At 50.8% G+C, this 15697-nt stretch carries 13 protein-coding genes; all 13 read right to left on the minus strand.

Annotated elements, in window-relative coordinates:
* Nucleotides 1-14: 14 nt before the first annotated feature.
* The 13 genes from hslO to PAEVO_RS33190 all read right to left on the minus strand — a co-directional run bounded on the left by hslO (nucleotide 15) and on the right by PAEVO_RS33190 (nucleotide 15687).
* Nucleotides 15-899: an Hsp33 family molecular chaperone HslO gene (gene hslO / locus PAEVO_RS33130; RefSeq protein WP_100541635.1), complete on the minus strand. Its 885-nt coding sequence runs from the start codon at nucleotides 897-899 to the stop codon at nucleotides 15-17.
* 57 nt (nucleotides 900-956) lie between these two features.
* A complete protein-coding gene (locus PAEVO_RS33135) occupies nucleotides 957-1721 on the minus strand; it encodes a type III pantothenate kinase (protein ID WP_009591942.1) in 765 nt (254 codons plus the stop codon).
* A complete protein-coding gene (gene nadC / locus PAEVO_RS33140) occupies nucleotides 1718-2593 on the minus strand; it encodes a carboxylating nicotinate-nucleotide diphosphorylase (RefSeq protein WP_098741234.1) in 876 nt (291 codons plus the stop codon). Before nadC ends, PAEVO_RS33135 begins: the two co-directional genes overlap by 4 nt.
* Nucleotides 2583-4199, minus strand: a complete 1617-nt coding sequence (gene nadB / locus PAEVO_RS33145; RefSeq protein WP_100541636.1) for an L-aspartate oxidase — start codon at nucleotides 4197-4199, stop codon at nucleotides 2583-2585. Before nadB ends, nadC begins: the two co-directional genes overlap by 11 nt.
* Before the next feature lie 38 nt (nucleotides 4200-4237).
* A complete protein-coding gene (gene nadA / locus PAEVO_RS33150; RefSeq protein ID WP_100541637.1) occupies nucleotides 4238-5176 on the minus strand; it encodes a quinolinate synthase NadA in 939 nt (312 codons plus the stop codon).
* A 229-nt stretch (nucleotides 5177-5405) separates the two neighbouring features.
* A complete protein-coding gene (gene ftsH, locus PAEVO_RS33155; protein ID WP_100541638.1) occupies nucleotides 5406-7481 on the minus strand; it encodes an ATP-dependent zinc metalloprotease FtsH in 2076 nt (691 codons plus the stop codon).
* 99 nt (nucleotides 7482-7580) lie between these two features.
* Nucleotides 7581-8120, minus strand: a complete 540-nt coding sequence (gene hpt, locus PAEVO_RS33160; protein WP_071221070.1) for a hypoxanthine phosphoribosyltransferase — start codon at nucleotides 8118-8120, stop codon at nucleotides 7581-7583.
* Nucleotides 8121-8188: 68 nt separating this feature from the next.
* Nucleotides 8189-9619, minus strand: coding sequence for a tRNA lysidine(34) synthetase TilS (gene tilS / locus PAEVO_RS33165; RefSeq protein WP_100541639.1), 1431 nt, complete (start codon nucleotides 9617-9619; stop codon nucleotides 8189-8191).
* A 445-nt stretch (nucleotides 9620-10064) separates the two neighbouring features.
* Entirely contained in the window at nucleotides 10065-10985 is a 921-nt protein-coding gene (locus PAEVO_RS33170) for a protein kinase domain-containing protein (protein WP_100541640.1), read from the minus strand.
* Entirely contained in the window at nucleotides 10969-11709 is a 741-nt protein-coding gene (locus PAEVO_RS33175; RefSeq protein ID WP_100541641.1) for a vWA domain-containing protein, read from the minus strand. The genes PAEVO_RS33170 and PAEVO_RS33175 overlap by 17 nt, the downstream gene beginning before the upstream one ends.
* Nucleotides 11710-11875: 166 nt before the next feature.
* Nucleotides 11876-14386, minus strand: coding sequence for a stage II sporulation protein E (gene spoIIE / locus PAEVO_RS33180; protein ID WP_100541642.1), 2511 nt, complete (start codon nucleotides 14384-14386; stop codon nucleotides 11876-11878).
* A gap of 344 nt (nucleotides 14387-14730) precedes the next feature.
* Complete coding sequence (locus tag PAEVO_RS33185) at nucleotides 14731-15222, minus strand: S1 domain-containing RNA-binding protein (protein WP_006207435.1); 492 nt, start codon at nucleotides 15220-15222, stop codon at nucleotides 14731-14733.
* A gap of 114 nt (nucleotides 15223-15336) precedes the next feature.
* Nucleotides 15337-15687, minus strand: coding sequence for an FtsB family cell division protein (locus tag PAEVO_RS33190; RefSeq protein ID WP_098741227.1), 351 nt, complete (start codon nucleotides 15685-15687; stop codon nucleotides 15337-15339).
* Nucleotides 15688-15697: the final 10 nt, after the last annotated feature.

Raw genomic sequence — 15697 nt, forward strand, 5'->3', positions numbered from 1 at the left:
CGCTCATCCCAACGTTAAGATTTGGCCCGCTCTAGCACGGATTTTAGCTGTTCCTTATCGAACCTATATTTTTCGTTGCAAAAATGACAGGAAACTTCAGCCTTGCCATCCTCTTCGATCATCTGCTCAAGCTCTTCCTGCCCCAAACTGATCAACGCGCGCTCCACCCGCTCATGCGAGCAGTCACAGCTGAAGTACACTTCCGTTTCCTCCAAAATGGTCACATCCGGAACGACTCGTTTCAGGATGTCTTCCAGTTCCAGTCCTTCTTCCAGCATCTCGGTGATCGGAGGAATCTTGCTTAGCGCAAGCTCGAGCTCCTTGATCTCATCCTCGGTAACGCCGGGGAGAAGCTGGATGATGAAGCCGCCGGCATTCGCCACGGAATAATCGGGTGAAACCAGCACACCAAGGCTAACCGCCGAGTTGGTCTGTTCGGAGACGGCAAAATAGTATGTGAAGTCTTCAGCCAGCTCGCCCGAAATAATCGGTACGCTGCCACGGTAAGGCTCCTTCAACCCGAAATCCTTGATCACATCAATATGACCTGTGGTCCCTACAGCGGCGGCTACATCGATCTTGCCCGGACGGATATTCGTCAGCTCCACATGCGGATTTTTGACATATCCGCGTACCTCGCCGTTGGCATTACTCTCCGCCGCAATCAAACCGATCGGTCCGTCGCCGCGCACTTGAATGCTAAGACGCTCGTCTCCTTTCAGCATAGCTCCCATCATCGCTGCTGCTGACACGGTTCGGCCCAAAGCGGCTGTGACGACAGGAAACGTATCATGTCTTTGGCGAAGCTCTTCGACCAAATCGGTTGTCCGAACGGCAAATGCCCGCACTTTCCCGTTTAATGCCGTTCCCCGCAGCAAACGGTCTTTTTGATTACCCATCTTGAGGCCTCCTTGTCTTTCTAGTTGTTTGTAATATCTAACGGTTTTATATCGGTTCTAGTTACGCTCATAAATAATACGCAAGCCTTCCAAAGTCAGAAGGGGAGAAATCTCTTCAATGGACTCCGTTTCGCCGGCAATCAGCTCGGCCATTCCCCCCGTAGCGATAACCTTAACATTGTCCGTACCCATCTCGGCTTTTATACGCTTGACCAGGCCATCGACCTGTCCGGCATAGCCAAAAACGATACCGGCCTGCATGGCATGCACGGTATTGCGCCCAATCACCTTTTTCGGCTTTTCAAGCTCTACGCGAGGAAGCTTGGAAGCACGCTGTACAAGAGCCTCCGTGGCAATGCCAATACCAGGCACAATCACTCCGCCAAGATAATTGCCTGCCTCATCGATGCAATCAAACGTCGTCGCCGTACCGAAATCCACCACAATCAGCGGCCCCCCGTACTGCTCGACGGCTGCAACTGCATTCACGATCCGGTCAGCGCCAACCTCGCGCGGATTCTCATACCGCAGATTAAGTCCCGTTTTGATCCCCGGTCCTACGATCAGGGGCGCTTTGCCAATATATTTATTGCACATCTCCTCGACCACACGTACAAGAGGAGGAACTACGGAAGAAACAATAACACCTTCTATTTGGCTTACCAATATATTGGACATTTGAAACAAATTGTGAATCAATACACCGTATTCATCCACGGTAGACTGACGCGATGTACTGATTCGAAAATCATGCAGCAGCTTCTTTCCCTGATACACACCCAATACAATGTTGGTATTCCCTACATCCACAACCAGAATCAACCTTCTGTCCCTCCTTTCTTCGCATTCAGATCCAGACTGATATCGAGACTATGGAAAGAATAAGTCAGCCGTCCAACGGATATCACATCGACCCCGGTCTCGGCAATCCCGCGTACGGTCTCCAGCGTCACGTTCCCCGAGGCTTCGACGCGAACATGAGGAGCCTTGGCCTTGATTCTTCGAACAGACTCCGCCATCATGTCATGACTCATGTTATCCAGCATAATAATATCTGCGCCTGCAGCCAGTGCTTCCTCCACCTGCGCCAAGCTCTCAGTTTCAACTTCTATAGTCATGGTATGTGGAATATGGGCTCTTGCCCGGCTGACCGCTTGCGCGATGCCGCCTGCGCCCTTAATGTGATTATCCTTGATCATAACGGCATCGTACAGACCGAACCGATGGTTCGCCCCGCCGCCAACCCGAACGGCATACTTCTCCAGCATTCGGTGGCCTGGTGTCGTTTTGCGGGTATCCACCAATCTTGTCGGCAATCCCTCAAGTACATCAACAAAAGAACGTGTTCTTGTTGCAATACCCGACAGACGCTGAAGCAAATTCAAAGCGAGACGCTCGCCTGTCAAAATACGGTGGGTGCTGCCTTCCACTTCGGCTAGAACCGTCCCCTTTTCAACCTCGTCCCCATCACGAACCAATGCCGTAAACGTCAGCGACGGATCAACCGTTTCGAATACCAGCTCTGCTACCGGCATCCCTGCCACGATTCCCGCCTCCTTGGCATGAATAACGCCCTTGGATTCATGACCCGGCTCAATGGTGGTGAGGGTGGTGATATCCCCCGACCCAATATCCTCCTGCAGCCAAGTCCGTATACTCTGGAGTAGGCCATCGTTGTATCCGTTAAACATCATCGCTTAATTCCTCCGTCATTTCTTGATCCCGTGTATGGACAATATGTTTCTGCCATACGCTGTCATTCCGCTCCGGGAAATCCTCACGGTAGTGGGCTCCCCGGCTTTCTTCACGACCCAGCGCACCTTGAACCACGAGCAGGGATGCTGTGAGCATGTTGGCAAACTCGTATTCCTCACGCTTGGAGAGAACCGAATGGAACAATGGCAGCTGACGGCCGAGCTCTTCCGCTGCTCTTAATAGAGTATCCCGATTTCTCCGAAGTCCTGCATAACGTACCATCACCTTCTGAAGCTTCAAGCGTTTTTCCACCATCGCCTGGGACGGAGCGTCCTTGCGACCGAGATGGAATGATACATGAAGTGGATCTCCTGAGGGTTCCGGCAGGCTCTTAATACGTTCAACAATACGGCTGCCGTACACAATCGCCTCCGACAGCGAATTGCTGGCCAAACGGTTCGCCCCGTGGACACCGGTAGACGATACCTCTCCGCAAGCAAATAAACGCTTCACGCTGCTCTCGCCGTGCAGACTGGTTTTAATGCCCCCCATCATATAATGCGCTGCCGGGGAGACCGGAATCCAATCTGAGGATAAATCGAGTCCATACTGCATGCAGGTTTCATAAATCGTTGGGAATCGATGTTTGACCATCTCCGGCGACTCATGGGTAATATCCAGATAAACAAAGGTAGACCCCGTTGCTTCCATCTCACTGACAATGGCCCGTGCAACAATATCCCGCGGCGCCAGCTCCAGCAAATCATGGTATTTGGGCATGAACCGTTCTCCTCGTATATTCCGAAGAACAGCACCTTCACCGCGAACCGCCTCTGATATAAGGAATCGGGGCGCACCCGGATAGCTAAGCGCCGTCGGGTGGAACTGAATAAACTCCATATCCCGAATTTCTGCGCCTGCCCGGTAAGCCATGGCAACGCCATCCGCTGTAGCAACCTCCGGATTGGTTGTATACCGGTACAATTGGCCGGCGCCGCCGGCACACATAACCGTCGCCCGTCCACGTACGAATACCCGTTTTCCGTCCGGCATTTGTACCAAAGCGCCATGACACTCTCCCTGCTCGGTAATCAGGTCAATGACAAAATGATCGTCCCACACCTCTATATTGTGAAGCATTTCAACCTGAATGGAAAGGGCACGCACAATTTCATACCCGGTAGCATCCCCGTTGGCATGAAGGATCCGGCGGTGACTGTGGGCGCCTTCTTGGGTCAGTGCGAGCTCGCCATTCTCCACATCAAACATCGTACCGAGTCGAATCAGCTCTTGAACGCCGACCGGACCCTCGTTTACAAGCACATCCACCGCGGCAGATGAACATAGACCCGCCCCTGCCAGGAGGGTGTCCTGACGGTGGTAGGCCGGAGAGTCATCCTCAGCTGTTACGGCTGCAATCCCTCCCTGCGCATAACGCGTGTTGCTTTCGAGCAGCGATTTTTTCGTAATCAGCAGTACATTCTGAGTCGCACTTGCCATGATCGCCGTATATAAACCCGCAATGCCTGAACCGATCACGATGACATCCGTCTGGACAACCGGAAGATCGTTCAGCTCAAAATCAATTAAATACTGCGGTATCACGATACCTCACCTGTCTTTTCACGAAAGAGTAGCGCATGCTACTTAACTTGTAACATGCGCTCTAATGAAGTTCTGGCTTTCTCTGCAACGATCGGCGGCACATAAATTTGCGGCTTCATCGTTTCCAACGCTTTAACCAGTTTTTTGAGGTTATTCACTTTCATATTCGGACACACCAGGAATTTCGTAGCGAAGTGGAACGATTTATCCGGGCTATCCAATCGAAGCTGATAACCGGTTCCGTCCTCCGTGCCCACGATAAACTCCTTGGCAGATGAATTTTTGCAATACTCTAGAATGGCGGTGGTACTCCCTACAAAATCCCCCATCGCAACAACCTCTGGACGGCATTCCGGATGCACCACAAATTCAGCATGAGGATATTTAGCCTTCATCTCGACGACATCCTTCACCGTCAGCATGTCATGCGTGTTACAGTACCCTTCCCAGATAATGAGCTTCTTGTCGGTATGCTGCTGAACATAATGTCCCAGGTTTTTATCAGGTACCCATATAATTTCATCCGAATCCACCGACTGAATCACTTTCACGGCATTGGATGAAGTACAGCAGATATCCGTTTCGGCTTTGATCTCAGCCGATGAATTGATGTACGTGACCACTTTTGCATTCGGATGCTGCGCTTTCAACTTTCGCAGTCCGTCAACGTTCACCATATCCGCCATTGGGCAACCGGCCCGCTCATCCGGTATAAGAACCGTCTTGCCCGGAGCCAGGATTTTGGCGCTCTCGCCCATAAAATGCACACCGCAAAATACGATAACCTCGGCATCCGTTTGTGCTGCCTTCTGCGCGAGCAGGAAGGAATCCCCCCGGAAATCAGCGACCTCTTGTATTTCATCCCGTTGATAATAATGTGCCAAAATGATTGCGTTACGTTCCTTCTTCAATTGCATTAATCGCTCACGCAGTTCACGGTTCTGTTCTGCCTTACGCTCCAGTGCCAAAGCTTCCATGATCGACCCTCTCCCTTTGTATAGTCCGGCGGTTCGCCGCTGATGACCATGTGACTTTCAGGATGGTTTCCACCTTTGTGAAAGGATGCGCATCCTTATTTAACAACTAATGTACACGTTCATTCTGCCCCCTGTCAATGTGATAGAAAGCACAAAAAGAACCGGAAAACGAATTATCGTTCTCCGGTTCTTCAATTTTATTCGGTATTCGAGCTTTTATCAGCGAATATTACGTTAAGCTGCTATTACCGTTGTCCGATCCGCCTGGAGGATCCTTGCGCTCGGAATCTTTGCGCTCTGGCCCTGGATCATTCGAATCCATCGGGTTATTCGGAATTTCTTCCGTGGAAGTCGGCTGCTCGCCGTCTTCTTTCCCTTGGATGCGAACTTTCACGTCGCCAATGTTGTCGATGATCGGTTCACCATTCTCGGAAGAACCTTCTCCTTCACCGTCGCCACTGCCGTTGCCTTCAGCTGATCCGGTCTCAATGAGATTCTTGATTTGCTCAAGCTCCAGCGTTTCCATCTCGAGGAGCGTGTTCGCAATCAGGTGAACCTCTTTGGCATGCTTATTCAGGATCTCTTTACATTTCTCATAGCAATCATTAATGAATCGCTGCATTTCCTGATCGATCTCATAAGCGATTTGATCACTATAGTTCTGCTCATGTCCGATATCACGTCCCAGGAACACTTGTCCTTGGGATGTACCGAACTGCATCGGTCCGAGCTTCTCACTCATACCGTATTCCACAACCATGCTGCGGATAATGCCTGTCGCTTGTTGGAAGTCACTGTAAGCGCCGGTCCCGATTTCACCGATGAACAGCTCCTCAGCAACACGCCCGCCAAGCAAACCGGTTACGCGATCCAGCAACTCCTGCTTCGTCACGAGCATCCGATCTTCCTTCGGCATCATAATGACATATCCACCGGCACGGCCACGAGGAATAATCGTTACCTTATGCACCGTATCCGCATGCTCGAGGAAATAACCCACAATCGTGTGGCCTGCTTCATGGTAAGCTACGATGCGTTTCTCGCGGTCACTGATCACGCGGCTGCGTTTCTCCGTACCGACGATAACACGGTCAATCGCCTCATCCACTTCTCGCATGGAGATATCTTTACGGTTGCGGCGAGCCGCAAGCAAGGCAGCCTCGTTCAGGAGATTCTCCAGATCAGCGCCTGTAAAACCGGTTGTACGTTTGGCGATGATGTCAAGTTTAACATCCTTCGTCAATGGTTTGTTGCGTGCATGAACCTTCAGTACGGCTTCACGGCCCTTCACATCCGGGCGATCTACGGTAATCTGACGGTCAAAACGTCCCGGACGAAGCAGCGCCGGGTCCAAAATGTCCGGGCGGTTGGTGGCAGCAACGATGATAATGCCTTCGTTCGCTCCGAAACCGTCCATCTCAACCAGCAACTGGTTGAGTGTCTGCTCACGCTCGTCATGACCGCCGCCAAGTCCGGCGCCACGCTGACGACCTACAGCATCAATTTCATCGATGAAAATGATACATGGTGCATTCTTCTTCGCGTTCTCGAACAAGTCACGTACACGAGAAGCACCGACACCGACAAACATCTCAACGAAGTCGGAACCGGAAATACTGAAGAACGGCACGCCTGCTTCACCGGCAACGGCACGAGCCAGGAGCGTCTTACCTGTTCCCGGAGGGCCGACAAGCAGAACGCCCTTCGGAATGCGAGCGCCAACCGTGTTGAACTTGCGCGGATCCTTCAAGAAGTCAACAACCTCAACAAGTTCCTGCTTCTCTTCATCTGCTCCGGCTACATCTTCAAATGTAATCCGTTTCTTCTCTTCATTATATAAGCGGGCTTTGCTCTTACCAAAGTTCATCACTTTGCCGCCGCCGCCTTGGGCCTGATTAAACAGGAAGAAGAACAGAACAAACATAATGATGAGCGGAATAAAGGATGAAAGCAATGTCAGCCAAATGCTTTGGCCTTCCATTGGCACCACGGACAGTTTGACATTGTTGCTCTCACTGGCTGCAGTCAGCTCTTGCATCGCTGCATCCGTGGCAGGAATATAGGTTGAGAAATTCTCCGATTTTTTCTCTTCGGAAATCTCCCTATACTTACCGGTCACCAGATAAGCGTAACCGTCAAATTGTACCGTCATTTCCTCTATGTTGTTAGCTTTGACTTCCTGCCGCAGTTGATTATAACTAGGGGCATCGGCTTGCTCGCCGCCATTAGTGACGAATTGTACTATGCCCACCACGACTAAAAATAGAATCAAATAAAAACCAGAATTCCGGATGAACCGACTCATCCCCTACCTCCTCTCAAGACACATAAGATATTTTACCACAGCCTGTCTGGCCATCTCAACAAAGGGCCCTCAACTGTGATAGCAGCCCATTGGCGCGGTTTAACTGCTGTAGATTTCCGGCTTCAAAATCCCGATGTAGGGGAGGTTCCGGTAATGCTCGGCATAATCGAGTCCGTATCCGACAACAAAAGCATCCGGCAGCACGAATCCGGTATAATCGGCCTGCAAATCCACCGTACGGCGTGCCGGCTTGTCAAACAGCGTGACGACGCACACCGAGTTTGCCTTGCGGCTCTTCAGAAGCTCAATCAAATGACTCAGCGTAAGACCACTGTCGATAATATCCTCCACAATCAACACATCCCTGCCTTCAACGGATGCGTCCAGATCTTTAATGATCTTCACCACGCCAGAAGATTTGGTTGATGCCCCATAGCTGGATACAGCCATGAAATCCAACTCAAGAGGGACTGTTATGGATTTAACCAAGTCAGCCATAAAAATAAACGCACCTTTAAGAACGCAAATAACGAGTGGATTGCGTCCCACATATTCGGCGCTGAGTTTGGAACCAAGTTCCTTAATCTTTGCGTGAATCTCTTCTTCACTGATGAGTATTTCCTGAATGTCATTCTGCAACTTAAGTGGACCTCCTACGTTTATACTATGAAAGCGTGAAACGGGCCATTCTTCGTTTTACACTTGCCTTAAGCATCCGATAGCTCCATCCGGAGAACTCGTGATGTGTGCCGCCCGCAAGCGGCGTGAACGGAACGTCGTACACCTGGAATCCACACGATGCTGCCGGAACCGTCACAAAGAATAGGAATCCGGGCACGGACAGACGGTGGGATTTTCTCATCAATGAGAATATCTTTCACCTTTTTGCTTCCGTTTAATCCCATGATCTTCATCTTGTCCCCCGGCTGTCTGTTGCGCACGGTTAAAGGAAACCTCAGCTCATCCGCATCAAAATCCGCCACAAAGGCCGATGGTTTGGAGCCGCTCCGGCTTTCGCTTCCTGTCATTAACGACAATTTCAGCATTTTTCCGATTTCCTTAACATACTGCTGCACAACATCAGGAGAATCAAGAATGTATATGTACTGTCCCTGTTCTTCCGGAGGCTTAGGCCAAAACTGGATCACTCCGTACTCACGAACACAGGTAATGCCGTCACCCAGATCCAGACGCCAGTTACTGCGCTGATCGTTAAGAATGCCATGGCGCACCGTTTCAATCTTGACAAAATGGGTGTTTTCCTGGTCTGAGGGCAGGTAATTTAATATTAGTTTAATCAAACGCCGTTGTAAAGCGACATGTAAGCCCAAAAAGGAAGGCGCGTCGAAAGCGAGCCTCCCATCGTTCTCCTGTACCATACTCCGAAATTGCTTCGCAGCTTCAAGCTCCACAAAATCATCCTCCTGCTGGACAATTTCGGCCAACTGATTGAGTGAGGAGGAGAACTGCCCATTGTATCGTTCCAGAAAAGGCAATACTTCCAGGCGAATCGCATTGCGGCGGTACTTCGTCTGCAGATTGCTGTTATCCACGACATACTGAAATCCGCATGCGCGGCACAGCTCCACGATATCCGCCTTGTACATACGAAGGAACGGGCGGATAAGTTCCACTTTTTTTTCCGTGCGCTTAAATTTTATTCCGGCAAGTCCGGACAAGCCGCTCCCGCGCAGAAGCCTCATGAGCACCGTCTCGGCTTGATCGTCAGCATGATGAGCCAGGGCCACGGCGCGCGCATTGTATTTATGGGCCGTTTGCAGCAGAAATTCATAACGCTTCTCTCTTGCAGCCTCCTGCCCACCCTTGCCGCTCTCTTCCATATAAGCGGGAATATCGATGAACGCCGTTTCTAATGGAAGTCCGAGCCGTTCCGCCAGTTCGCGCACCATCTCCGCCTCTTGGTCCGATTCTTTCCGGAACCCATGATGTACATGGGCACAGATCAATCGGAGCGGCGTCCGGTACAAAGAAATTTCATGAAGCACGTGCAGGAGCGCAACGGAATCAGGCCCGCCGGAAATGGCGACCACGATGCTATCACCTTCTGACCACAGATCAAACTCTGCGGCTGTACGCTCGACATGGTTGACGAATGTTCGTAAATAATCCTGTTTCACTTCCAGGTCCCCTTTAGAGGTTGTTCAAAAAGCCCGCTTTTGATAAGAAAACCTCTATCGAGGCCACTTCAAGGATGAGCGACCGCGATGCATAGGTAGGTTTTCTTGCGATATAGAATTCCATCAGTTCCACTGATAACTCATAAATTCTATATCTAACACGAAGTGAATCAGGAAGCCACTCGGCATCGAATCCTGAATTCAGCCGGGCCTAAGCGGATGCTTACGAAGTCATGTTTCCTGCGGAAACATCTTAGGTGCTCACGTACCCAAAACAGCAGGTGCTTTCGACGGTGTTTTCTGCGAAAACGTGTAGCTCCTCTCCTGACGTCCCTAGCTTCATCCGCGTTTGAAAAAACGCACATCGGAAGCATAAGCTTCGGTGCTGAAAACCGACCTTTTTGAACTCGCACCTTTATGAACTCCCAGTAACAAGGTAACAACTTCATGAGCGGAAGAAAAAATAAACAGTAAGGGCCATGATGACTAACGACAAACCGAACGCGTTCTTCAGCCACCGCGGAGTTCGTCCCGGATGAGGACGCACGTTCCGGCCCGAACCTTCATATATTCGTTTTCTCCACTCGTTCAACGCTTCCCGTGAATCCGCGAAATCTCCCGATAAAGCCTTGTTCAGCCAAACAGCGTATGGCTTGAAGATGAGGTTTCTTCGCAGTACCAGCTGCAGATCTGCAACACTGCGGGTCTGGGGAAGCTGACAAGACGCCTCCCGTAATGATTTCTCATCCAGCAGGCCGATACACATCACGGCAAACGAGAACAAATCATAGGCTACGTCGCCAGTCCGGCTCCCGGCATTCCAGTATCCCCGATCATACCATTCCGTAAACTGCTTTACGCTGCGTCCGAAAGGACTGACGCCTCCATAATCGATCAGTTCCACTCTTCCGTATGCCGAGACCATCACATTATCGGGCTTCAAATCACCGAATGCATAACCGGATGCATGCAGAACGGTCAGCTTCTCGAGCAGCTTCAGTCCGAGCAATCCGATCCAGTCGGCACCGCGTTTGCGAATAAAATGATGCAGCGGACTCCCTTCAATGTAACGCATGACATAAAAGGATACTTCGCCGCTGCCGTCATGATGATCGTCCGCCTCCACGAGATAAGGGTCCGGCATCTGTTCTTTCAACGCATTCAGCACATTAATTTCGGATTGAAGATCCAGAGCGTCATACCCAACTTTTAAAGCATAACGCTCGCGTACTCCTGCCCGGTGGACCAGATACACCTTGCCGTTAGCCCCTTTGCCGAGCATACGTTCCACGATGTACCGGCTGTTCCGCCACTTGCCTTTAATTACGGTTCCTGGCGGATAACCCGGGTTAGACAACGTAGTCACCGAGCATCCCTTCCTCTTGGCTGGAATGACCCTGCCATGATTGATTACCCTCTAGTGTACCATATCGGTAAAATTCAATCACCTTTAACAAAGCAGGTCCAGTCGGCGTTGCCCCTCTCATCTGCAGGCGGCTGAACATTCCCCGGGCGCCGTCAAGATCTGAGGTCCAATTCACGTCCATCACGATGTCCTCGCCGCTGTGTTTGCCAGGAAAATGGAATACCGACAGTTCGCTTGAGCCTGCGCGCGCTTTCAAACTCAGCATCAAATCGCGTATCGCTTCCTCAACCGCAGCCAGCTTGGGTTTCATGCTTGCACTTGCATCGATTAACAGGGCGACCTGCAGGGATGACGTCTCAGCGAGCTCATCCACAACTTCAACGACCTGCGAACGCTTGTCCGGCGGAAGCTCCTCCAGCGACCCGCCCCCCAAAATATGCTGTATCTCCTTATTTACCGCTTGTTGGATCGTCTGAACCACCGTTTTCCGAGTCATCATCTGTATCGTCTGCGCAAGCTGCGGTGTGCCTACGATCCGGTGTATGCCTCCTCCCGCTTTGGCTATCTCCTGAATTTCCAATCCCCCAAGTTCACCGATCGTCCCGTAATCAAGGACCCCCACCACATTCACAACAATACCATCCTGGAGCGCATGGGCTGCGGCCATAACCGGACTGGCCCCAACATTCGAGCAGCCGTCCGTTATCAGTAGAATTTGCTTCATAATAAATGATCGCCTCCGTCTCATCCATTTCTATCGATTTGACTTCTATCTCTATCATTTCCACATTCAAGAGAGTTCAAACGATAAATAGGAAGAATTGACGGAAAAGATTTACCATTTCCGGGGTCCTCCATTTCCCGGGTAATCGCTTGGTTTATCTAACGCATCAACTAACCGTTCGCGGCCGCTCCATTCGGGCGAAGCCTGGTACATGCACATTCGACCATTCCGGATGGAAGTGATCCACTCGCCCGACCACCACCGTCATATCATCATGAATTTGATTCTGTTGATAGCGAATCACCTTTTCCAGCAAACAGTCGGCAATTTCCTGCGGATCCTCACTGTTCACTTCCTGAATCATTCGTTTCATCCATAGCTCCTTGTTTACCGCATAACCCGGCGCATCATATATGCCATCCGTCATCATGATGAGAACATCACCGGCCTGCAGCTGTAATGACACCAGGTCCACTTCGATATCCTGAATAATCCCAATCGGAAGATTGCTGGCCGAGACCGGTATGACATCATTGCCCCGTTTGATAAAGCTCGGCGTCGAACCGATCTTCATAAAGGTGGTCTGAGCCGTATATTGATCAATTAGGGCCATATCGACCGTGGCGTAGATTTCATCCGGCGAGCGCAGCATCAGAATCGAGTTGACCGATTTAATCGCCAGCTTCTCATCCATCCCGGATTGAAGCAGCTGTTCTAATATATTCAGAGCCGAGCTGCTCTCAAGCCGAGCCCTTTCCCCATTGCCCATGCCATCACTAAGCGCTACCGCAAACGTCCCGTTGCCCAGCTCAACCGTACTGAAGCTGTCGCCTGATAAAATATCCCCTCCCTTAGCCGCTGCGGCTACACCCGTCATAATTTCATATGTTTTCGCTGAACCGAAACGTACGGTGGCCAATCCATCCCTCGGATGGGTCAGGGTCTCTTCCATGACCGCGATATGCTCCCCGAGAATGTCGGACAGCAGTGGTCCAATAATCTTCCTGCATTCGTCATAACCCCGGGTATACGCATGAACAATCTCAATCTCGACCTGCCCGGAGTCCAGGCTGATGATATCGATGCCTTGAATCGATAAGCCGAGCTGCTGAAGCGCTTCCCGAATCTGTTCTTCTTGAATGTGCATCGTCTGGCTTTCCCGCTTAATCTCTCGGGCCAAGTCTTCCATAACCTGCGAAACCCCGGATAATTGTTCCGCTACCAGATGGCGGCTATCGTATATTTGGCGTTTCCACTGCATATCATGTTGGTAGAGATGATACTGCTGCTTCAGGATGCCGAGCACCTCCTCCTTCTTGGCACAGATCCGGCTCCATTCCGGCGGCAGATCGTCTGCATCCATCTCAGGATTCTCCTCGATGGAGGTCATCATATCGGTCATATATTTATAAGTCTGGTAAAACTTCATGTCCCAGCACTGATTCCGTTTATAGCATGTGGCACAGCTTCCTTCGGCCACGGCATTCATGAAATGATTCATCTCCTCCGCCTGTTTGCCTGGAGGCTGTATGACCCCTGACGTTTGTCCGAAACTTTGCGAGAGCTGACGGAATACCTTGGAGAATTGGGTAACACGATCCGCTGTAAGATCCCGAACCCGCTTAGCGTATTCATGCTGGGAACGGGTATGATCCTGCGTGCCCGGCACATATTTGCCTATAGCCTGCATTACGCTCTTGGGTGTGATGAGGAACAGCACAATAGCCGCGCAGGTTTCCCAAGTGGAGATCATCACTTCTCCAGGATTGCTGAAATAGATGGAGAGAATGGTTGCCCCCAGCAGCATGCCCAGTGAAACACCGCCTTTCTTCCCTTCTTTCAGCATACCGGCGAGCATCCCGGAAAAGGCGAGTAGACTCATCTGGGAGAAGGCCGAAATGTTGGCAAGACTGAGGATGAGGCCTGTCACCACGCCAACCGAGGCGCCTAGCGGAGCTCCCCCGACCAGAGCAAACAGCAGAATTAAGTAACGGGATAAGACATGCTCTACCGACAGGGATTGGATCGTCCAGCCAACGGCACCTGTCATGACCGACGCCAGCAAAATGATGATACATAGAATTTCTTCATTTCGAAGAACATGCGTTTTTTTACGAAGCGTCAGCACCGGAATCGCCTGGATAAAGACCAAGGTCAGGACAAAGCTGAGCACCGCGTTCAGGGTGAGCATCATCATGGAATACCAGGTAATGCTCGGTCCGATGAGAACACTGAACAGATTCACGAAGAAGGTGGAGACAAATACCATCAGCGGCGCATATGACAATTCTGCCCGATCATACGTCTCCAATCCCCGCATCATAAAGTAAAAGATCAAGATTTCTGCCGGTACCATCCATGCTACCGGAAAGGACGCAAATAAACTTCCTGCAACGATCGCTGCGCCTACCGGCAGCAAATAATCGCGACGCATAAAGGCAATGACTGCAAAATAAGCTACGGCAAATGGAGACAGCTCTCCCAGGATCATAGCTCGTCCGAGCAGAAAACCCATGAAGGTTAGCAAGATCATCCACTTCTTAGCGGCCAGGAAGTGGATGGGACGCTGAAGAAAAGGCAGCTGCCCTAATCGTTCTGTTACACGGGCACGAATGGAACCCGCTCCCCCTTTAACTGCCTCAGTACCCGGAAACATCACCAGATTTCTTTTATCCATTACGCTGGCACCCCATTCTCACGAATTTGTTGGTCCCATTATAAAACCCCTGTTCAGGAAAGTTTGTCAGAACACCGGACAAGCCCCAAAGAAATTTCCGACAAAATCAACGTGCCTTGCGAACGTTCGGGAAAAGAGCGCTCATCCCCCGCGCCCAGCGGTATTTACACGAGTCAAGCCTATAGTATTCTTGTGGATCATTTCCCGAATTGAGGCGGACATCCTGCGCTCATTCCACACGGTATCGCCGTAAATTGCGTAGGAACCTGTCGTACCCTTGGATGCAACGACAAAAAAACCGCAGAAGGCGATTTCCCTCTGCGGTCAGTTTATATTTTATCGAATTACATACGTTTGGCTCCGCGTCCACCGCGTTTGCCTTCCGTATTCTTCTTAAGCGAAGAGATTCGTTCTTCACTGTCTTTCAGGAAGCGTGACATTTTATCCTCAAATGAAGGCTTGTTGGCCGCAGGCTTAAACGGGCGTCCGCCGCGTTCACGGTTGAATCCTCCACCACCGCCACCTCCGAATCGTTCTCCGCCGCCGCCTCCACTGCGTTCCGGTCTCGGTGCGCGGGGTGGACGACTTTCGGAAGCCGGCTTGTCGACAGCCTGCTTGATCGAAAGACCGATCTTGCCGTCCTTGTCGACATTAATCACCTTCACGGTAACGACATCGTTGATCTTCAAATGATCGTTGACATCCTTAACGTAATTGTCGGCGATCTCCGAGATGTGAACGAGACCCGTGACACCTCCTGACAGATCCACAAATGCTCCAAAATGCGTTATGCCTGTCACCTTGCCCTCTAACTTGGTGCCCACTTCAATTGCCATAGAATAAAATGATCCTCCCTTAAAAATATACAGTCCGATTTAGAAATCGCGCTGCGGTGATTTGATTATACGATAATGACCTAAACAAGGTCAACAGACGTGTGTCCTGCCTAATTACGGCTCTTCGCCCGAATTTTGGGGCTGAATGATCGGCGTCTCATTTGGCAGATACAGTCCAAACTTCTTGCGGGCAATCTGCCCGATATATTCAGGGTCCTTCAATCGCTCCACTTCATGAGTAATCTGGATTAGCGACTGTTCAACGGACTTATAATCCTCTTGCTTTTGAGCTAGCGCTTCGTTTTGATTACGGATGCGGTCATTCTGGGACCAGAGCGTTGAACCTGCCCAGATCAAAAACAGCGCCATCATCGCCACAAACATTCTTTTACGTCGGCGTGCGCCTTTGTTCTTTGTCTTGGTTTGTTGGGGAGCCTGCTTCGATGGATCAGCAAATCTTCCCATGACCATACCT

The sequence above is a fragment of the Paenibacillus sp. GM2FR genome (genome assembly GCF_002803325.1).
Classification (GTDB): Bacteria; Bacillota; Bacilli; order Paenibacillales; family Paenibacillaceae; genus Paenibacillus_AQ; species Paenibacillus_AQ lautus.